15 protein-coding genes are annotated in these 20,512 nt (G+C 58.7%); 10 read left to right on the top strand and 5 right to left on the bottom strand.

Annotation, left to right across the window (positions count from 1 at the left end; translation table 11 throughout):
• Positions 1 to 37 precede the first annotated feature (37 nt).
• The 5 genes from guaB to guaA all read left to right on the top strand — a co-directional run bounded on the left by guaB (position 38) and on the right by guaA (position 6,088).
• Positions 38 to 1,552, top strand: coding sequence for an IMP dehydrogenase (gene guaB / locus IEV00_RS04180; protein WP_188359034.1), 1,515 nt, complete (start codon positions 38 to 40; stop codon positions 1,550 to 1,552).
• Positions 1,553 to 1,627: 75 nt separating this feature from the next.
• A complete protein-coding gene (locus IEV00_RS04175; RefSeq protein ID WP_188359033.1) occupies positions 1,628 to 2,761 on the top strand; it encodes a GuaB3 family IMP dehydrogenase-related protein in 1,134 nt (377 codons plus the stop codon).
• Positions 2,762 to 2,859: 98 nt separating this feature from the next.
• Positions 2,860 to 3,810, top strand: a complete 951-nt coding sequence (locus IEV00_RS04170; RefSeq protein ID WP_188359032.1) for an SURF1 family protein — start codon at positions 2,860 to 2,862, stop codon at positions 3,808 to 3,810.
• A gap of 40 nt (positions 3,811 to 3,850) precedes the next feature.
• On the top strand, positions 3,851 to 4,414 hold the full coding sequence (locus IEV00_RS04165; protein ID WP_188359031.1) for a DUF3817 domain-containing protein: 564 nt from the start codon (positions 3,851 to 3,853) through the stop codon (positions 4,412 to 4,414).
• Between the two features lie 87 nt (positions 4,415 to 4,501).
• Positions 4,502 to 6,088 (top strand): glutamine-hydrolyzing GMP synthase, encoded by a 1,587-nt coding sequence (guaA, locus tag IEV00_RS04160; protein ID WP_188359030.1) that lies wholly within the window; start codon positions 4,502 to 4,504, stop codon positions 6,086 to 6,088.
• A gap of 691 nt (positions 6,089 to 6,779) precedes the next feature.
• Here the strand turns inward: guaA and IEV00_RS04155 are convergent.
• From IEV00_RS04155 to IEV00_RS04135, 5 genes are all read right to left on the bottom strand, one after another.
• Positions 6,780 to 7,958 (bottom strand): MFS transporter, encoded by a 1,179-nt coding sequence (locus IEV00_RS04155; RefSeq protein ID WP_188359029.1) that lies wholly within the window; start codon positions 7,956 to 7,958, stop codon positions 6,780 to 6,782.
• 81 nt (positions 7,959 to 8,039) lie between these two features.
• Positions 8,040 to 8,456 (bottom strand): VOC family protein, encoded by a 417-nt coding sequence (locus tag IEV00_RS04150; protein ID WP_188359028.1) that lies wholly within the window; start codon positions 8,454 to 8,456, stop codon positions 8,040 to 8,042.
• Positions 8,457 to 8,493: 37 nt separating this feature from the next.
• Positions 8,494 to 10,224, bottom strand: coding sequence for a glycoside hydrolase family 13 protein (locus IEV00_RS04145; protein ID WP_188359027.1), 1,731 nt, complete (start codon positions 10,222 to 10,224; stop codon positions 8,494 to 8,496).
• Between the two features lie 9 nt (positions 10,225 to 10,233).
• Entirely contained in the window at positions 10,234 to 11,958 is a 1,725-nt protein-coding gene (locus IEV00_RS04140; RefSeq protein WP_188359026.1) for a glycoside hydrolase family 13 protein, read from the bottom strand.
• Between the two features lie 12 nt (positions 11,959 to 11,970).
• Complete coding sequence (locus tag IEV00_RS04135; protein ID WP_188359025.1) at positions 11,971 to 12,807, bottom strand: endonuclease/exonuclease/phosphatase family protein; 837 nt, start codon at positions 12,805 to 12,807, stop codon at positions 11,971 to 11,973.
• Between the two features lie 254 nt (positions 12,808 to 13,061).
• On the opposite strand from IEV00_RS04135, the gene IEV00_RS04130 reads away from it, so the two are divergent.
• The 5 genes from IEV00_RS04130 (at position 13,062) to IEV00_RS04110 (ending at position 20,497) form a co-directional block, all read left to right on the top strand.
• Positions 13,062 to 14,705: an alpha-glucoside-specific PTS transporter subunit IIBC gene (locus tag IEV00_RS04130; RefSeq protein WP_188359024.1), complete on the top strand. Its 1,644-nt coding sequence runs from the start codon at positions 13,062 to 13,064 to the stop codon at positions 14,703 to 14,705.
• A gap of 408 nt (positions 14,706 to 15,113) precedes the next feature.
• Positions 15,114 to 15,872 (top strand): MurR/RpiR family transcriptional regulator, encoded by a 759-nt coding sequence (locus tag IEV00_RS04125; RefSeq protein WP_188359023.1) that lies wholly within the window; start codon positions 15,114 to 15,116, stop codon positions 15,870 to 15,872.
• Positions 15,873 to 15,883: 11 nt separating this feature from the next.
• Positions 15,884 to 16,327 carry a cell shape determination protein CcmA gene (locus IEV00_RS04120; RefSeq protein WP_188359022.1) on the top strand — a complete coding sequence of 148 codons (444 nt, stop codon included), beginning with the start codon at positions 15,884 to 15,886 and terminating at the stop codon, positions 16,325 to 16,327.
• Positions 16,328 to 16,431: 104 nt separating this feature from the next.
• Positions 16,432 to 20,295, top strand: a complete 3,864-nt coding sequence (locus tag IEV00_RS04115) for a DEAD/DEAH box helicase (protein ID WP_188359021.1) — start codon at positions 16,432 to 16,434, stop codon at positions 20,293 to 20,295.
• Positions 20,288 to 20,497 carry a hypothetical protein gene (locus IEV00_RS04110; RefSeq protein WP_188359020.1) on the top strand — a complete coding sequence of 70 codons (210 nt, stop codon included), beginning with the start codon at positions 20,288 to 20,290 and terminating at the stop codon, positions 20,495 to 20,497. Before IEV00_RS04115 ends, IEV00_RS04110 begins: the two co-directional genes overlap by 8 nt.
• Positions 20,498 to 20,512 lie beyond the last annotated feature (15 nt).

Raw genomic sequence — 20,512 nt, 5'->3', positions numbered from 1 at the left:
TTTTTCCCGCTTTGCCAACCGAAAGGTTTTACGGTCCATGACTGTTCCCACAGCTCTGCAAGATGATCCCTTTGGCTTTACCGGCCTGACTTACGATGACGTGCTGCTTTTGCCCGGTAACACCAACGTGAATCCGGCTGATGCTGATACCAAAACCAAGCTCTCCAAGCGTATTGAGCTGAATACCCCCATTATTTCTGCGGCGATGGATACCGTCACCGAGTCGGAGCTGGCCATTGCTATGGCCCGTTTGGGCGGTATGGGCGTGCTGCACCGTAACCTCTCGATTGAAGACCAGGCCAGCCACGTTGACCGCGTGAAGCGTTCTGAGTCTGGCATGATTACCAACCCCGTGATTATCACCCCCGATGCCACCATTGAGGAGCTGGATCAGGTCTGCGGCCACTTCAAGGTCTCCGGGCTGCCGGTGGTTGAGGACGACGTTCTGGTGGGTATTATCACCAACCGCGACATCCGCTACCTGCCCGAGGCTGACTACCCCAACCGCACTGTTCGCGAGATTATGACCCCCATGCCTCTCATCGTGGGTAAAGAGGGTATTAGCAAGGACGAAGCCTTCAAGCTCCTGTCTGAGAATAAGATTGAGAAGCTGCCCCTGGTGGATGGTTCGGGCAAGCTGACCGGTCTGATTACCGTCAAGGACTTCACCAAGACCGAGCAGTACCCCAATGCGACTAAAGATGCCGAGGGCCGCCTGCGCGTGGGCGCGGCTGTTGGCTTCTTCGGCGACGGCTACGAGCGCGCTATGTCTCTGATTGAGGCCGGCGTGGACGCTCTCTTCATCGACACCGCTAACGGCCACTCCCAGGGCGTGCTCGATATGATTGCCCGCCTGAAGAAGGATTCCGCCGCCGACCACGTTGATATTATCGGTGGCCAGGCAGCAACCCGCGCCGGTGCCCAGGCGATTATTGACGCCGGTGCAGACGCCGTGAAGGTGGGCGTTGGCCCCGGTTCTATCTGCACCACCCGCATTATTGCCGGTGTGGGCGTGCCCCAGATTACCGCCGTCAACGAGGCAGCCAAGGCTGCAATTCCCGCCGGTGTGCCGGTTATTGCCGACGGCGGTATGCAGCACTCCGGCGAAATCGGCAAGGCTCTGGTGGCCGGTGCTGACTCGGTGATGATGGGATCTATGCTGGCGGGTACCGCTGAGGCCCCCGGCGATCTGATTTTCGTCAACGGTAAGCAGTTCAAGGCCTACCGCGGCATGGGCTCCCTGGGCGCTATGGTCACCCGAGGCCGCCACAAGTCCTACTCCAAGGATCGCTACTTCCAGGCTGATGTGAAGGGCGAAGATAAGCTGATTCCCGAGGGCATTGAGGGCCAGGTCCCCTTCCGCGGGCCCCTGGCATCGGTCATGCACCAGCTTGAGGGCGGCCTGCGCCAGACCATGTTCTACACCGGCGCCCGCACCATTGAAGAGCTGAAGAACAACGGCAAGTTCGTGCGTATTACCCCGGCAGGTCTGAAGGAATCTCACCCCCACGACATCATGATGACCGTTGAAGCGCCCAACTACAAGCGCTAAAAACTAACTCCCGTACCGCGCGCTGGCGGTGATTGAGCCGCCGGCGCGCCGTCCTGAATCAAAGGAATACATCCCGTGACCGAAATCGAAATCGGCCTTTCAAAACGCGCCCGTCGCACCTACTCCCTGGACGACGTAGCGCTGGTTCCCTCGCGCCGTACCCGCGACGCCGAAGACGTTGATACCTCCTGGAAGATTGACGCTTTCACCTTTGACACCCCGCTGATTGCCGCCCCCATGGACTCGGTGATGAGCCCGGCTACTGCCATTGCCCTGGGCAAGCTGGGTGGCCTGGGCGTGTTGAACCTGGAAGGTCTGTGGACCCGCTACGAGGATCCCCAGCCCCTGCTGGATGAGATTACCTCCATCAAGATAACCGACCCGGTCGCGGCAACCCGCCGGATGCAGGAGATTTACGCCGAGCCCATCAAGGCCGAGCTGATTACCAAGCGCCTGTCTGAGATTCGTGAATCCGGCGTGATTGTGGCCGGTTCGCTGACTCCTCAGAACACCCAGGAGTTCTACGAAACCGTGGTCTCAGCCGGCGTTGACTTCTTTGTAATTCGCGGAACCACCGTCTCTGCCGAGCACGTCTCTGGCAACCGCGAGCCCCTGGATCTCAAGAAGTTCATCTACGAGCTGGACGTTCCGGTGATTGTGGGTGGCGTTGCTGGCTTCACCCCCGCCCTGCACCTGATGCGCACCGGTGCCGCCGGTGTGCTGGTGGGCTTTGGCGGTGGCTCTTCCAAGACCAACCGCCGCGGCCTGGGTATTCAGGCTGCCATGGCAACTGCTATTGCCGATGTCGCTGAGGCGCGTTCGCGCTACCTGGATGAATCCGGTGGCCGCTACGTGCAGGTGATTGCTGACGGCGAGCTGGGCCGCTCCGGCGACCTGGTGAAGGCTCTGGCCCTGGGTGCCGACGCCCTGATGATCGGTGCTCCGCTGGCCCGTGCCGAAGAGGCACCCGGCAAGGGGCTCTACTGGGGCAACGAGGCTCACTCGAAGGACTTCCCCCGCGGAATCCGCACCGATTTGGGCACCGTCGGCTCCCTGGAAGAGGTGCTCTACGGCCCCTCTCACCACACCGACGGTACCTCAAACATCGTGGGCGCTATCAAGCGTTCGATGGCTACCTGCGGCTTCACCGATCTGAAGTCTTTCCAGCGCAGCGAAGTGGTGCTCTCGGGCTACCACAACAGCCTCTAAAAACCTGACTTTGCTCCGCCTGAAAGGCCCGTGTGACTTGCTAGATTCCACCGGCTGCGGCGGGGCAAAGTTCTTTAAAAAACGATAGGGTAGATGGTGTGTTCAAGTTAGCCCTCAAGCCTCAGTGGATTGCCTTCTTTTTGCTTGCCCTTCTGCTGGCAACCATGTTTGTTTTTCTGAGTCGCTGGCAGATTTCTTCATCGATTTCTGCCCGCACCGAGGCAGACCCGGCCAAGAATGTGGTGCGGCCCTACACCGAGGTGATGCAGGAACACACCGCTCTTGATACCGCCAGGGCAGATACCGTGGTGTCGGCAACCGGCCACTACGTTGCCGGTTCCTCTTATCTGGTGGAGAACAAACTCAATGACGGCGAAGAGGGCTTTTGGGTGGTCTCGGAGTTTGTGCCGAGCGACTCCGGTTCGGTGACCTATGAGGACGGCGCTTCCTCCCCGCGCGCGATTGCGGTGGCTCGTGCCTGGAGCAGCTCGAACGAGATTCCTGCTGAACCCACCGGCGAGGTTACCGTGGCGGGCCGCGTGGTGGGTAATGACACCCCCTACTATTCCAACCGTATTGAAGAAGAACACCGTGGGCAGAACCGCGTGATTGGCTCTGCGGCGGCTGCCCAGCTGAGCAACCTCTGGGAGGCCCCCCTCTACTCGGGCATTCTCACCGCTGACGCCGAGGTTCCGGCGGGGGAGCAGCTTCCCCTCACCGAGACCGGAGAACTTGACCTGGCGGCGTCCCTCATCGACCCCAGCGGCGAGCTGAAGCCGGTCAGGGCAGAACAGGTGACCAACGATTCGGTGAACTGGCTCAATATCTTCTACGGTATCGAGTGGATTGTCTTTGCCGGGTTTGCGCTCTACCTCTGGTGGCGGATGCTCAAGGACGCCTATGAGAAAGAGCAGAATCCCTCGCAGTTCTTCGAATACGAGGGTGAGTACTGGCTCGATGAGGCCACCGGCAAGTATTACTACTGGGATCCGGCAGATCGCCAGTACTACTTCTTCGATGAGCTACCGCAGCAGGGCAAGCCCTCCTAAAATCGTTTTTCTTCCCCAGACCCCAAGGAAATGAGTTCTGATGAGCACTGACAAAAACCAGCGCCCGGCCAACCCGCGCCCGGTTGAACGCACCGACGGCAAGAAAGTAACCCTCACAGAGGGCGGTCGAGCAGACGGCAAAGGCGGTTTTACCGTGCGCAAGAAGTTCGGCGGCACCGAATCGCAGATTCGCGGTGCCCTGACCTTCTACAAGTGGTGCGCCTGGATTTCAGGTACCTTCCTGCTGCTGCTGGTAGCAGAGATGATTACCCGCTACGGCTTCGGCTATGACCTGATTGCCGGCGGCACCAACGCCCGCACCGGGGAAACCGTGGCCCTGGGCTGGCTCAACCTTGAGACCCAAAACCTGACCGGCGGCGTCAATATCTCCACCTGGATTCTGATTATTCACGGCTGGTTCTACGTGGTCTACCTGATTGCCTGCTTCCGCCTCTGGCTGCTGATGCGCTGGGGACTGCCGCAGATTATTGTGATGGCCCTGGGCGGCGTGGTGCCCTTCCTCTCCTTCATCGTGGAGAAGAGGATTCACCGCGAAACCTTAGAGCTGCTGGCGGCAAACCCGCAGTCCACTAAACGCTACTAAGCGCGGGCTTTTGTTTTAGAATAGCCATGAAACTTCTTTCCCCTCCGCTTCTCTGGGGAGGGGAACCAATCCAACCAAAGGTGACTCGTGACTGATAACCATACCGAGCTCGAAGAGCGCCCGGTTCTGGTAGTCGACTACGGCGCACAGTACGCGCAGCTGATTGCCCGCCGCGTGCGTGAGGCCGGAGTCTACTCCGAAATCGTCCCGCATACTATGGCAACCGAGAAGATCCTGGCCAAGAACCCGGCCGCGATTGTGCTCTCCGGTGGCCCGTCTTCTGTCTACGCTGACGGCGCTCCCGCTGGCGACCCTGCCCTGTTCTCCGCTGGCGTGCCGATTTTCGGTATCTGCTACGGATTCCAGCTGATGACCCAGACTCTGGGCGGTACCGTGGCCAATACCGGCCGCCGTGAATACGGTGCAACCGATGCCACCGTCTGCGCTGAGAACTCTTCCTTCTTGACCGGCACCCCCAAGCACCAGAACGTTTGGATGTCCCACGGCGACTCCGTGTCCCAGGCTCCCGAGGGTTTCACCGTGCTGGCAACCACCCCCGGTGCCGACGTGGCCGCGATGGTCGATGAGTCCCGTAAGCTCGGCGGTGTGCAGTGGCACCCCGAGGTTAAGCACTCTGACTACGGTCAGGCTGCCCTGGAGAACTTCCTCTTCAACGTGGCCGGTGTTGAAAAGACCTGGTCTACCGGCAACATTATTGAAGAGCAGGTTGCCAAGATTCGCGATCAGGTGGGCGATGCCCGCGTAATCTGCGCGCTGTCCGGCGGCGTTGATTCTTCTGTTGCTGCGGCTCTGGTGCACAAGGCGGTGGGTGATCAGCTGACCTGCTTCTTCATCGACCACGGTCTGCTGCGCCAGGACGAGCGCCACCAGGTGGAAAGCGACTACGCCTCCACCATGGGTATCAAGGTGGTCACCATTGACGAGTCCGAGCGTTTCCTCTCGGCCCTGGCAGGTACCACCGACCCCGAAACCAAGCGCAAGGCTATTGGCCGCGAGTTTATTCGCTCCTTTGAGATTGCCCAGCGCAAGCTCATTGAAGAGGCTGCTGACGACGGTGAGGATATCAAGTTCCTGGTGCAGGGTACTCTCTACCCCGACGTCGTCGAATCCGGTGGCGGCGAGGGAGCGGCTAATATTAAGTCCCACCACAACGTGGGTGGTCTGCCCGACGACATGACCTTTGAGCTGGTGGAGCCCCTGCGCACCCTCTTCAAGGATGAGGTGCGCGCTATTGGCCGTGAGCTGGGCGTGCCCGAGAAGATTGTGGCTCGCCAGCCCTTCCCCGGCCCCGGTCTGGGTATCCGCATTATTGGTGAGGTGACCCGGGAGCGTCTGGAGATTCTGCGGGCGGCTGATGCTATTGCCCGTGAGGAGCTGACCAAGGCTGGACTGGACGAGGAAATTTGGCAGTGCCCGGTGGTTCTGCTAGCCGATGTTCACTCGGTGGGTGTGCAGGGTGATGGCCGTACCTATGGCCACCCGATTGTGTTGCGCCCGGTTTCGTCTGAGGATGCGATGACCGCTGACTGGACTCGTATGCCCTACAATGTGCTGGCGAAGATTTCGAACCGGATTACCAATGAGGTGTCGGAAGTGAACCGAGTGGTGCTGGACGTGACCTCGAAGCCTCCGGGAACGATTGAATGGGAATAATCTGATTTTTCCGAGTGAGCGAGGAAATAAAAAATCAGATTATTAAACCTCTGCCGAGCGGTGGATTTTAAGCTTAAAATCGACAGATTTAAGCCTAAAATCCACCGCTCGCTTTTAAGAAGATGCTCGAAGATTTAGGGCTATAGGCAGAAAAGCGCGTCTTCTAAAATGCTGGGCGTTTATCGAGAATGGGCCAGTGTACTGAGTCGCCGCTTCGGTAACATATCGCCGTTTCAGCGACATTTCGCCGTTTCGTTACCGGCGATTTGTCGTTGAAGCGGCGACTCAATGAAACAGAGTCAACCGCACGGGCTGCCATGATCGCGAGTGGCCATTTTTAGACTGTTTTTGGCTGGTTTGCGGTATAAAAGTGGCCTCTCGGGAAAACTCGGTGGGGGCAAGGTACAAGTTTCTTCTTGTCTGGCTGGCGTCAGTACACCTGTATTCCCTGGGTACACATCTAGATGTGTACCCAGGGAATACAGGTGTACTTTGGCCTCTTAACGGGAACTTGCTTGTACCTGAGGTCTACCTACAGGAATCTTTGTGTACCGGGAGCTTGTTTCCGCGGATAATCCATGACTGGCCCATATCGCTGGTGCTGGAATTTTAGGCGATAAAAGGTTGAGTTTAGCTTCTGGGCCTAACCTGTGGGGCTGGTTGCTTTATTGATAAATTTTAAGGAAGCTTTCTAAAATACACCGCTCGGCTTTTTATTGCGCAGAATCCGCTCGTGCATAAGAACCATGAGTACCAGCAAGACCGCCATAAAAGCGGGGAAGATCGCCACAGTCAGGTGGTTGGCAAGGAGGCCGAAGAGTGGCGGCATGGTCAGAGGACCCAGGTAGGCGCTTGCCATTTGGACTCCGGTAACGGCCTGAGACTTCTCGGCTCCAAAGAGGGCCGGAATTGCATGAATAATGCTGGGGTAGATGGGGGCGCAGCCCAGCCCCATTAAAAGAAGCCCGCCCAGGGTAACCGCCTGACCGAAGGGGAGCACAAGCGCAAGCAGACCCAGGGCAATGAAGGCCTGTCCCAGCCGAATCATGGCGTGGTCATGAATTTTCAGAGCAAGAAACCCGGAGAGGGCTCGGCCTACCGTGATGCCGAGCAGGAAGATACTGGCAAAGGTTGCCGCTGCCTCGGTAGAGAATCCTTGCGCGAGCGAGAGGTAGGAGCTGCCCCAGAGGATAGCGGTCTGCTCAAGAGCGCAGTAGCAGAAGAAGCAGAGGCCCAGAGGTTTGGCGCCCGGCAGAGAAAGTACCTGGCGGAGCGAGAGCACCTGGGTTTCGGCGAGCCCCGCAGCGGCATCGTCCTGCATTTTCTTTCTCGACCACAGCGGCAGACTCGCGAAGAGAATAGCGGTGAGGGCCACCTGCAAGGCACCTACCAGCTGATAACCGGTGGTCCAGCTGTGGCCGTTGGCCAGGGCGGTGCCCATCAGGTAGGGGCCCAGTGCTGCGCCCACGCCCCACATGCAGTGCAGCCAGCTCATGTGCTGGCTTTTAAAGTTGACCGCCACATAGTTGTTAATAGCTGCATCGACGCTACCGGCACCCAGGCCGTAGGGGATCGCCCAGAGGCAGAGTAGCCAGAGGGAATCTGAAAATGAGAAGCCAAAGAGGGCTATAGCCGTGAGCCCTACGGAAAAAGCGGTGACTCTGCCCGTTCCCAGCGCCTTGGTCAGCCGGTCAGTGTTCAGGCTAGAGATGATAGTGCCCGCCGAAATAATAATCGCGAGAACCCCCGCGAAGGAGAAAGGAGCGTCGAGGTCGCGGTAGATAGCCGGCCAGGCGGCGCCCAGTAAGGAATCGGGCAGGCCCAGGCCGATAAAGGCCAGGTAGATGACAGCGAGAAGAAGGGTAATCATAGGAGAACCTGCACGAGAGGCCAATTTTTTACCGTTTTTGAGAGAAAAACGGTAAAAAATTGGCCTCTCGCGGGGGAGGATTTAGCCCCCGAAGTTAAACATCCATGCGATGCCGAACTTATCGGTGAGGGAGCCAAAGTGGGCACCCCAGGGAGCCTGGTTCAGCGGCATGACCTGGGTGGCGCCGTCCTGCAGCTTATCGAACCATTCGCGGGCCAGCTCAACCTCATCGGCAGCACCGATAACAGCGCATTCCATGTTGGTGGTGGCGTTGTTCTCGGGGCGGGAGATCGCCGCACCGTCTGATGCCTGAATAATGAAGTGGCTGGTGTACAGTTCGCCGTGCATCACCATCTCGGAGAATTCGGGGTCTACGGGAGCCTGGAAGTCCTTGAAAGAGGCAACCTTGAGCTCGCCGCCAAAGACTGACTCGTAGAATTCCAGCGCTTCGCGGGCCTGGCCGGTGAAGGTGAAATAGGGGTTGAGACGAATAGACATGGGTTTCCTCAAAGGTAAGGGATTTTACACGACAAGCTTAGCCTACTTTGTAGACCTTGGACTCATAGGGGCGCAGAGTCGCTCCCGCGTCGTCGGCGTAGTTAGAGATGACCAGCTGGACGGCGCTGCCCTCCGCCTGCTCAAGCAACGGGTAGGTGCGCTCCAGGGTCTCGGCGGTGAAGTTGTTGATCACCAGCAGCTTCTCTCCCTTCTCACCGTGGCGCTCGTAGGCGTAGACTTCAGCGTCTTCAGGGTCCAGAGGCACAAAGTCGGCGTAGACCATGAGGTCGGTGAGTTCTTCACGGCGGAGTTGAATGAGCTTCTGATAGTGGTAGAAGAGGGAATCCTCCCGCGCCAGGGCATCCTCAGCATTGATTTCGGTGAAGTTGGGGTTGAAGCCAATCCAAGGGGTGCCGCTGGTGAAGCCGGCACCGGTCTCAGCAGACCACTGCACGGGGGTGCGGGCGTTGTCGCGGCCCACCTTGTAGACCAGGTCCATTCCCTCCTCCTGGGTGAGAATACCGCGCTCGGTTACCATGTCCTCATAGAAGTTCAGCGAGTCCAGGTCGCGGTAGTCGTCAATCGAGCCGAACTCAACGTTGGTCATGCCGAACTCTTCACCCTGGAAGATATAGGGGGTGCCCTGCATGAAGTGCAGGGTGGTGGCCAGCATCTTGCCCGACAGCTCGCGGTACTCGGGGGAGTCGTTGCCAAAACGGGAGACCACGCGAGGCTGGTCGTGGTTGTTCCAGTAGAGGGAGCCCCAGGCCTTACCCGCCAGCTTGGTCTGCCAGTCGTTGAGAATCTGCTTGAGCTCCACCAGATCGTACTTGGTGAAAGACCACTTGCCCATGCCGGTGGCGGGGTCTGAGTCTACGCCCATGTGCTCGAAGTGGAAGAGCATGTTTAGCTCCTCAGACTCAAAGCCGGCAAATTGGATTGCTTCCTCCGGGGGAGTGGCGCTCATTTCGCCCACGGTCATGACGTCGCGGCCCGCCAGGGTGCGCTGGTTCAGCTCGTGCATCCACTCGTGCACGCGGGTGCCGTTGTGAATCACAAAGGGAATCGAAGAGCTGTGCTTATCGGGATCCACCGAGGGGTCATCGGGCAGGCCCTCCGGCTTAGAAATAATGTTGATGGCGTCCAGGCGGAAACCGTCTACCCCCTTATCCAGCCACCAGTTAATCATGGAGTAGATTTCCTCGCGAACAGCGGGGTTCTCCCAGTTAAGATCGGGCTGCTTCTTGGAGAAGATGTGCATGTACCACTGGTTGGTGGTTTCATCGTAAACCCAGGCAGGGCCACCGAACTCTGAATACCAGTTGTTGGGAGGGAGAGGATTGCCCTCTTCATCGACCCCCGAGGAGTCCCGCCAAATGTAGTAGTCGCGGAAAGGGTTCTCGCGGGACGATCGGGACTGCTTGAACCACTCGTGCTCATCAGAGGTGTGGTTGACCACGATGTCCAGCAGAATCTTAATGCCCAGCGAATGCGCGGTTTCCAGCATCTGATCGAAGTCAGCCATAGTGCCAAACTCGGTCATAATCTCCCGGTAATCACTGATGTCATAGCCCATATCATCATTGGGAGAGGCGAACATGGGAGACAGCCAAATCACGTTGACACCCAGCTTCGCCAGGTAGGGCAGGCGGGAGGTCAGCCCCGGCAGGTCGCCCACGCCGTCACCGTCAGAATCCTGGAAGGAACGCGGCCACACCTGGTAGACCACGGCCTCTTTCCACCACTGTTTTCCTGCAGTTGAAGTCATGAATGATCCTTACTTTCTAAACTTATAGACCTTGGCCTCATAGGGGCGCAGGGTTTCTTCGGTGTCGTCGGAATAGTTGGAAATAAGTAGGCTGCGCTCGCTGCCGTAGGTTTCAAAAGACCGCTGCAGGGGCTGGTCGGTAAAGTTTGCCATCACCAGCAGGGTCTGGCCCTCTTGCTCGCCCACGCCGTGGCGCAGGTAGGCGAAGACCTCGGAGTCGCTCGGCGCGGCAACGTCGTCCAGCAGCTCAAAGGTGCCGGTAATCATCACCGGCTCTTGGCGGCGCAGCTGAAGCAGACGCTGGTAGAAGTAGAAAACAGAGTTTTTATCAGCCAGGGCCTCTTCAGCGTTAATCTCGGCGTAGCGGGGGTTGAGTTCCAGCCAGGGGGAACCGGTGGTAAAGCCCGCGTTTTCCTCGGCAGACCACTGCATGGGGGTACGGGCATTATCGCGGCCGGAGGCAGAGATAAAGCTGAGCATCTGCTCGGGCTCAATGATTCCAGACTCCACATACTTGGCCCAGGTATCGTGAATTTCAAGATCCTGGTAGCGGTCTACTGAGTCGAAATAGACGTTGGTCATGCCCAGCTCTTCGCCCTGATAAACGTAAGGAGTGCCCTGCATGAAGTGCAGGGTGGTAGCTAGCATCTTGGCAGAGAGCACCCGCCATTGCGGCGAGTCGTTGCCAAAACGGGAGACCGCGCGGGGCTGGTCGTGATTGTTCCAGTAGAGGGAGTTCCAGGCCCGGCCACCGAGGTCATTTTGCCACTTAGCCAGCACGCGCTTGAGGTCTTTGAGATCAAAGCGAGTATCACTCCACTTACCGAAACCGTCGGGGCTGGCATCGACGTCCATGTGCTCAAACTGGAAGATCATCTGTAGCTCGCCCCGGTCAAAGCCAGCGTAGAGCAGGCCGTCTTCGGCGGTCACGCAGGGGGTCTCGCCCACGGTGAGCACCTCGTAGTGGGAGAGCACCTTCTGGTTCATCTCGGCGAGGAATTCGTGGACGCGCGGGCCGTTAGCGGCCATGACCAGCGAGTTCTCTTTGGAGCCAGCGGCTACCGCCGGGTCGTCGGGGAAGGTTTGGTCTTTGGAAATCAGGTTAATCACGTCCATGCGGAAGCCTGCTACGCCCTTATCGAGCCAGAAGCGCATGAGGTCGTAGACCTCCTCGCGCACGGTGGGGTTCTCCCAGTTGAGGTCGGGCTGCTTGGTGGAGAAGAGGTGCAGATAGAACTGCTCGGTGGCAGGCTCCCACTCCCAGGCAGAGGGGGAGAAAGCGGAAATCCAGTTGTTGGGTGGAATCGGGGTGCCGTCGTCCTTAAAACCGGCGGGGTCCTTCCAAACGTAGTAGTCGCGATACTGAGAATCGCGGGAGGACTTAGCCTCGATAAACCACTCGTGCTCGTCGGAGGTGTGGTTGACCACCAGGTCCATGACTATACGGATACCGCGCTTCTTTGCCTGCTCCAGGAGCTCGTCGAAGTCTTCCATGGTGCCGAACTCGGGCATAATCTTGCGGTAGTTGCTGATGTCATAGCCGTTGTCATCATTGGGCGACTCGTAGATGGGGGAGAGCCAGATAACCTCTACTCCCAGCTTGTGCAGGTAGTCCAGACGAGAGGTAATACCGGGAAGGTCACCTATGCCGTCCCCATTGGAGTCTTGAAAAGACCGGGGATAAATCTGGTATACCACCGGGGCCTGAAAGGGACGAATCGTTGAATCAGACATAGCTTGGGCTCCTCACTCAAAGTCGTACTCGGCCACAACGCCGGAATGATCGGAAATAGCGTCTTCGGTTGAATCATCAAAGACCACCCGGTGGCTGAGGCAGGGGATGGGCTGGGAGGTCAGAATATAGTCCAGGCGCATGGCTTTGGTCGCTCCCTCCCAGCCGGCGATGTTCTTGTGCACGGTGAACTCGCCCTGCCTCTGCTGAGCCTGGGCAAACGAATCGTGCCAGTTCAGACGCATCATCTGCGCATAGCCCTCATCGGGGATTGAAGCGCAATTGTTGAAGTCGCCCATGAGAAAGACCGGCTTCTCCCCGGCCAGGGAACGTAACTGCTGGTTCAGCGAGGCAAAGTCATGCTCAAAAAGGTACTCGCCCTCCATCAGCCACCAGTTCATGTGGGCCGAGGCAAACCAGGCGGAGCCGGAGGCCGTCTCTACCTCAAAGGCTAGCGCGCAGCGGCGGAAGACGTCGTCATAGGTGTAGATATTCTTGCTGGTCTCAATACACTGAACCTGCTGAACGGGCAGGCGGGAGAGCAGGCTGATTCCCTCATCGTAGATACCCCAGCCAACGTGCGAGTCAGCCCAGCTCCACTGGTAGGCAGCCCCGGCCTTCTCTAACATCGCGCTCAACAGCAGGGCGAAGTTTGATTTCTTGAGCGGCTGCGAGCGCACCGGCAGAAAAGAACTTGGGGCATCGGCCTCATCGCTCACCACATTCTGGTTGACCTCCTGCAGAGCTACCACATCAATCTCTTCGGCAAGAATAAAATCTGCCAGTCGTTTGATTTTGTGCAGCTGGTGGATTTCAAGCCAGCTGTGGGTATTGAGCGTTAGAAGTTTCAAGGGTCCAAAACTTTCTCGCAGGTAGGAATGAGTCAGCTCAATCCTATAAACGCACCTCTTCGCGGCGGGCCCATTTCTTGAGGCCTGCGGGTGGGAACTTTTGCCACAGTCTGACACTCTTATTCAGCTCGTGAAACTTCTGCCAGAGTTTGACACTTGGGCGGGTTTGGGGTGCTAAAAGTGTGGTTTGTCACCTATATTGAAAAAGATTTTTCTAAACACTCACATCCGTTTTTGATGAAAGAGGTTTTCTCATGATGGAGAAGATCCAGCGGTTCGGCTCCGCTATGCTGGCGCCGGTCCTCATCTTTGCTTTCGCGGGCCTCGCCGTAGGTATCGCAATTATCTTTAAGAACGAACAGCTCCTTGGTCCCATCGCTGCTGAGGGTACCGGCTGGTTCAACTTCTGGTCTGTTTGGGAAGCCGGTGCATGGACCGTCTTTAACCAGATGGAGCTCCTCTTCGTTCTGGGCCTGCCCATCGCCCTGGCTAAGCACGCACAGGCTCGTGCTGTGCTAGAGGCAGGCATGGTCTACCTGACCTTCAACTACTTCGTTGGTGCAATCTTGACTGCCTGGGGCCCCAGCTTCGGCGTGGACTTCAACCAGGATATTTCCGAATCTGCTGCCGGTACCGGTCTGAAAATGATCGCCGGCATCAAGACCCTGGATACCGGTATCTTCGGTGCCATCATCATCTCGGCAATCGTGGTGTGGCTGCACAACCGCTACTTCAACACCAAGCTGCCTGACTTCCTCGGTATCTTCCAGGGCACCCAGTTCGTCTACGGTCTGGGCTTCTTCGTGATGATGCCCGTGGCCCTTCTCTTCTGCCTGGTATGGCCCACCCTCCAGACCGGCATCGCCTCTATGCAGGGATTCTTCATGTCATCCGGCGTCTTCGGCGTGTGGCTCTACACCTTCCTCGAGCGCATCCTGATTCCCACCGGCCTGCACCACTTCATCTACACCCCCTTCGTCTTCGGCCCCGCCGTCACTCCCAACGGCATCACCAAAGACTGGGTGGCAGCCCTGCCCGATATGGCCCGCTCTACGGCTCCTCTCTCCGAGCTCTTCCCCGGCGGCGGCTTTGCCCTGCACGGTAACTCCAAGGTCTTCGCACCCCTGGGCATCGCAGCGGCCTTCTACACCACCGCCCGCCCTGAGAAGAAGAAAGAAACCCTCGCTCTGCTGATTCCGGTCTGCCTCACCGCAATCCTGATCGGTATTACCGAGCCCCTGGAATTCACCTTCCTCTTCCTGGCACCCCCGCTCTTCGCGGTACACGCCTTCCTGGCAGCGTCCATGGCAGCAACCATGTACTGGTTCGGAGTTCGCGGCAACATGGGTGGCGGTCTCATCGACTTCCTCTTCCAGAACTGGATTCCCCTCTGGGGCAACCACGGTGGCACCTACGTTACCCAAATCATCATCGGTCTGATCTTCACCGTGATCTACTTCGTGGTCTTCCGCTTCCTGATTCTCAAGTTCGACTTCAAGACCCCCGGTCGCGAGGCTGAAGGCGATAAGACCAAGCTCTACACCAAGGCTGAGTACAAGGAAGCCAAGAAGAACGGCACCCTCAAGGCAGGTGCGGCAGCTCCCGCCGAAGAAACCAGCGTAGCTACCGCAACCAAGACCTACGACGACCCCTACTCCCAGCGCGCAAGCGACTTCCTGGCCCTGCTGGGTGGCCCCGAGAACATCACCTCGGTGAACAACTGCGCAACCCGCCTGCGCGTCTCCGTGGACGATCCCTCCCTGGTAGCTGGCGAGGGCGACTTCAAGTCCTCCGGAGCCCTGGGCCTGGTCAACAAGGGCAAGGCACTACAGGTGATCGTGGGCATGGACGTGCCGCAGGTGCGCGACCGCTTCGAGGCGATGGTGAACGAGAAGTAGCCGTTAGGACGCCGCTCGCTCGGCGGGTACGCTCCGGTAGAAGGACGGCGTGCGTTCGGCGGGGTATCGGTCAGCCGAGTCTGCGACTGCGAGGACGCCGCCCCGTCAACCTCCCTTAAACGCACGCTTCGCGATTCCGCTCACTCTTGAGTGCTCGCTAGCTCGCACTCGTTTCGCTTCATCCCGATGCCAGTTGACGGAGGCGGCGTCCTCTCCGTCAGCGTCGCTCACGCGGAGGCGGAGTACCGTGCAGCCGACTGGCTCGGGGCTGGCGTTAAGGGATGTCGGCTGCACGGTACTCCGCCGAACGAGCAACGGCGCCTTCGCAGCTGCCTTCCAGCAAAGGCTCCTAGCCGCAAAACATGTAGTATCTATGGTGTACGTACAGACTTTGCGCTAGGAGCCTTCGTGGATTTACAGTCTCTGGTCAATGCCCATCAGCATCGATTCAGCGAAACCGAGCGTGAAATTTTGGCCTTCATGCTGGAAAACGAAGAATTCGTTGCCGAGTCCACCATTTCTTCCCTGGCGCACAAAACCTTTACCTCGACTTCCAGCATTATTCGCCTGACTAAGAAACTGGATTTCTCTGGTTTTGCCGAGCTGAAGTATTTTGTGAAGAATTCTCTGGCGAATGCGCAGCCCAAAAACCCCGACTTTGTCAGCTCGGGTAAAGACGACATTCTCAAGACCCTACAGAATCTTGAGCATACCGATCTCACTCCTATTTTGGAGAAGATTCACCAGGCTAAGACCGTCTATCTTTTTGGTACCGGCTATGCCCAGCGCAACGCCATTCAGGAGTTCGCTAAGTCGCTGCTGGCCTGCGGTAAGTTCACCCACGTGATTCCCGCCAAGTCGGAGTTTGCGGGTTCTACCTCGGTGATGACGGCCCAGGACGTCGTGGTGATAGTTTCGCTCTCGGGCAATACCGAGTCTGTGATTGAGACGGTGCGGGCCCTGTCTCTGCGGAAGATTCCCATGGTGGCGGTTACCGCCCAGTCGGTGAATTTTATGGCATCGACTGCGGATTATGCCCTGCACTATGAGTCCACGCCCACCCGGTTACCCGCCAGTAAGTCGGCCTACCACTCTTTTGTGGCGCTGAATGTGCTGCTGGATTATGTGGTGCGCCAGTATATAGATTTTGTAGAAAAAGAGGATTAGTTGTGAATGCTGTGTGGGCATTTCTGAATAACTCTGACAAGCTGCGCAAGTGGCTCTTTATTTATTGGCTGGTGAGCCCCTTTCTATTTATGGGCTATGCCCTGATGATGTCGCAGACCGCCTCGGTTGACTTGCGCGAGGTGCTGAATGAACCCACCATGGCGATTGCCTTTTTGACCTCCTGCATGACCCTGATTATGGCGGGTATGCTCAAGGGTGCCAGCAGCGAGAACGAGAAGACCGAGAAGGTTTTTGGAATCTACGCTGTGGTTCAGCAGCTGCTAGTGGGCAACCTCATCGGTGCCCTGCTCTCGTATTTCTTTGCCCGTTCCCTGTGGCTAGCTCCCACCGCCCCCTTTGCCCCGCGCCTGAAGTGGGTTCTTCTGCCCGGTATGGTTCTGATTGGCTTTCTGTCTCTGATGGTTATTCTGATTGCGGTTAACCGGGTGCTGTAATTATGACTGCGCCCGGCGTCTGCGCGGTGTCTTGCACCTGAAGTTTTCCGTATGATGTAGAAAGAACTTTTGACCGCCGGCGTATCTGAAAGAGTAGCTAGCACGTGGACATTCACCCTGACCGTACTGATTCCTTAACCTCGTCTGCTTCCGGGCAGCAGGATACTTCTGAGAATCTTCAGGCTGGTCTTGATGCCTGGAGTCAGCAGATGGATTTCTACACGGGTCCCGATGCTCTGCTGGATTTCAACCAGGTTGACTACGTTCACATCGACATCACCGAGTCGAACCCCTCGGGTTTGGCGCAGCTGATGATGGGCCGCAAGACCCGCCTGTCTACTATTCTCAACGACAGGGCGAAGTTTGACGCCGGTATGGTGGCGGCCCACGCCCTGCGCAGCAAGATTTTTGAGTTGGAGACTCACCACGGGCTCTCTGCCGGCTACTTTGCCGCAGGTACTGCCTCCTGGCTTTCCCGCGATATTCACGGCCGGGCAGGTGCGAGCGAGAAGCGTTTTATTGCCCCGATTTTGCTGGCTCCGGTGACCATCACACCCCACCCCAACAGCAAGGATTTTGAAATTCGCCTGGCGGGCGACGCTAAGCTCAACCCGGCGATGGTGCGCCAGCTGAAAAAAGAGTTTGGTGTTGACCTCTCGACTCTGGACGTCGCCCAGCTGGCGAACTCGATGTCTAAGCTAGACCCCGAGCCGGTGATTGACCGGATGCGCACCTCGGTGGGGCACCTGCCGGGCATGATGATTCAGGCGAAGTACCTGATTTCTACCTTTGCCGACCTCAAGGAAAATACCGCCGCCCTGCCCGAGGAGTCTTTTACCCCGCTCGTCCGCAATCTGGCGCGTCTGGCAGACCCCTCTTCCGAACCGGTCTTTCCCGAGGCCTACATTAAGAATTCGGCGCTCCCGCTGGATGACCGCCAGCCCGAGCACGAAACCCTGATTTTTGATGCGGATTCTTCTGCCCAGGAAATTATCGACCTGGCCACCACCGGCCACTCGCTGGTGGTCACCGCCGCTACCGGAACCGACCCGTTGCGCACGGCAACCAATATTGCCTCCTCCCTGATTTCTCGGGGAAAGTCGGTGATGGTGGTGGGGGAGAAGTCCTCCACCCTCAAGGAGTTCAGCCAGCTCTTGGAGAGCAAGAAGCTAGAGGATTTGAGCTTCAGCCTGCTGGAAGACCACACCTCTGAAGAGCTACGCCGGCTGATGATCTCGGCCATTGTTCGCAACGAGCAGGTGGCTGAGCCCAACATGCGCCCTGTCTGGGAGCAGCTGGTTGAGGTGCGTTCCAAGCTGGCTAACCACACCTCCTCCCTGATGTTTACCGAGTCCCGCTGGGGCTGTTCGGTCTATGAGTCTCTACAGACCCTAGCGGCGCTGACCGCGCAGGACGACGCTCCCAACACCTCGGTGCGGTTGAGCCGGGACGTCATGGATGCACTGGTAGAGCGCGGTGAGACTGCCGAGCAACTCAAGCGCCTGGCACATCTGGCGGGCTTTAAGTCCTCGACCAGGTTCTCTCCCTGGCGCGGTGCCAAGCTGGTCAACGATGAAGAGACAGCGGCCGCCCACGCCCTGGTGCTCTCTCTTCTTGAGAACCTTGACCGCATGGTCTCTGCCCTACAGCAGATGTGCCAGCTAACCGGCATGAGGCTGGGCCGCACCCTGGAAGACTGGGAGCAGCAGCTGGACTTGCTGACCCGCATGCATTCCACCCTCACCCGCTTCCGCCCCGATGTTTACGACCGCCCGGTCACCGATCTCATCGCCGCCACCGCCAGTGGCTCCTGGCGCCGCGAGCACGGTATCGAGATGAGTTCGATTCAGCGCTCCCGCCTGCGCAAAGCCGCCAAAGAATACATCCTGCCCGGCGTACACATTAGCGATTTGCACGAGTACCTGCTGGTGATCCAGGGCGAGCGCGAAGAGTGGATTGACTGGGCGGAATCTCCCCGGGAGCCACAGATTCCCGAGAACCTGCAAGAGCTGCGCGACCAGCTGGCCGAGCTGGTTCAGGAGTTTAGCGGTTTGCAGCTGGTGCTTGAAGACAGCCCCGAGGGCGCAGATTTTCTACAGACTGACTTCTCTGCAATTAAGCGGCGCCTTCAGGCTCTGCGCGATGACCGCTACCTGCTCACGACCCTGCCCGAGCGGGTGGAGCTAGAGCGCAGCCTGGTCACCGCCGGTCTGGGGGAGCTGATGAGCGATCTGCGGGCTCGCCAGGTGAGCGAAGAGAAGGTGGGAGCCGAGCTAGAGCTTGCCTGGTGGCAGACCGCGCTGGAGATGATGCTCTCTGCCGATGAGATTGAGATTTTGGACGGCGACACCCTGCGCGATCTCGAGTCCTCCTTCCGCAGGCTGGATACCGCCCACATGGAGTCCGCCCCCGCGCGTCTGCACGCTGCGGTGGGGCGCACCTGGCGCACCCGCATTGACCGGGATTCGGAATCGGCTAACTATTTGAAATCCCAGCTGCGCGGGCACAACTTTGACTTCACCGCCGTCCTCAACCGGGCGCCGTCCATGGCCACGGCCCTTTACCCGCTGTGGGTGGCCAGCCCCTTCTCCCTCACCCGGCACTTAGGCGCCTCAACCCTGCGCTTTGACGCCGTGATTCTGCTGGACTCTGAGACCACCCCGCTGGCTGCAAACCTGCCCGCTATCACCCGGGCAGACCAGGTAGTGGCCATGGGCGACCCCCACAGCGGCTTCCCCGCCCCCTTCGTGGTCTCGGCCCTGAAGAAGTCAGTAACCCTCGACGAGGAACCCATTGAGAGCACCTACAGCGCGCTGGCAAAGATTCTGCCCTCCCGCTCGCTCTCCCTGCTGGTTGACCACGCGGTCGACCCGGCGGTCTTCAACTACCTCAACCGCAACTTCTACGGTGGCGCCCTGCGCTCCTTCCCCTGGGCTGAGGAAATCTCAGACGACGTTTCCTCCTTCATCGCCGAGTACATCGACACCACCGGCAAGGTCAGCGACAACTCCAACCTGGATTCCCCGGGAGTGGAAGTCTCTCGGGTGGCCCAGCGGGTGCTCGAGCACGCCTACAAGAACCCCAACCAGTCTCTTGCCGTGGTCACCGCCAGCGTGCGCCATGCCCGCCGCATCGCCGAGGAAGTCCGTAATCTGCTACCCCAGTACCCGCAGATTGCCCCCTTCTTCAGCGGCTCCGCCCGCGAACCCTTCCGCGTGGTAGACCTCTCGCGCGCCTCGGGGCTGGAACGCGACGTCATTATCTTCTCGCTGGGCACCGGCAAGGGCAGGCAGGGCATGGTCAACCACTCCATGGGCCAGCTCTCCGAAGAACACGGCCGCGAATACTTTGTGCTGGGCATGACCCGCGCCCGCCACCTCACCCGCTTTATGGCCTGCGTGCAGCCCGATGACCTCGACCCCAACCTGCTGGAGAACGGCGCCCTGGACATCTACCGCCTGCTGCGCGAGCATGAATCCTATCAGCAGCGCAAGTATGCCGAACAGTCCTCGGTACTGAACGAGACCATGCCCGCCAACGAGTTCCTCGAAAACACCGAGGTGGCCGCCGTCGACATGGGAGACTGGCTCCTCAATGACATGGTGGCACGACTCAACGAGCGCGGAATCCACCTGCGCGCCCACGACAACGAGGAAATCTCTCTGATAGCCTCCTCGGAAAACCAGTCGCTCATGGCAGGCTCAACCCCCAGCCCGCGCCTGCGCAAGATGGGAACCGGTGGCAGCACGGAACTGAACTTCCCCCTGGCGGCAACCTCAGACGGCTCGCCCGCCTTCACCGGGCTCAGCGTGCGCGAGCGAACCCGCCTTATTCCCGACTATCTGGCGCGAACCGGCTGGAACTACATGACCCTGTGGACCATCGAGGTCTTCTCAAACCCCGAAGCAGTGGCAGATCGCATGGCCCTGTTCCTGGGCATGGAAAAGCAGGCAGAATCGCATGAGTAACACCGAGCGATCCAGTAGCTACTCACCCCAGCCCAAAAAAAGAAGAGGCCACCGCAGGGTGACCTCGGGCTCGGCCTTCGCCGGGGAAGAACCGCACCTTCCCGAATGGGAGAGAAGGCAGGACGCCGCTGGCGAAGAGGGCGCGGTGAGCAGGGACCAGTGGCTCAAAGAGCAGAGGCCGCCGCACCACGAGCTGAAGTAGCGGCTGAGGCATAGA

Source organism: Rothia aerolata (assembly GCF_014635585.1).
In the GTDB taxonomy this organism is placed as follows: domain Bacteria; phylum Actinomycetota; class Actinomycetes; order Actinomycetales; family Micrococcaceae; genus Rothia; species Rothia aerolata.
The sequence above is the reverse complement of the archived record's forward strand: the minus strand, read 5'-3'. Positions and strand labels throughout refer to the sequence as shown.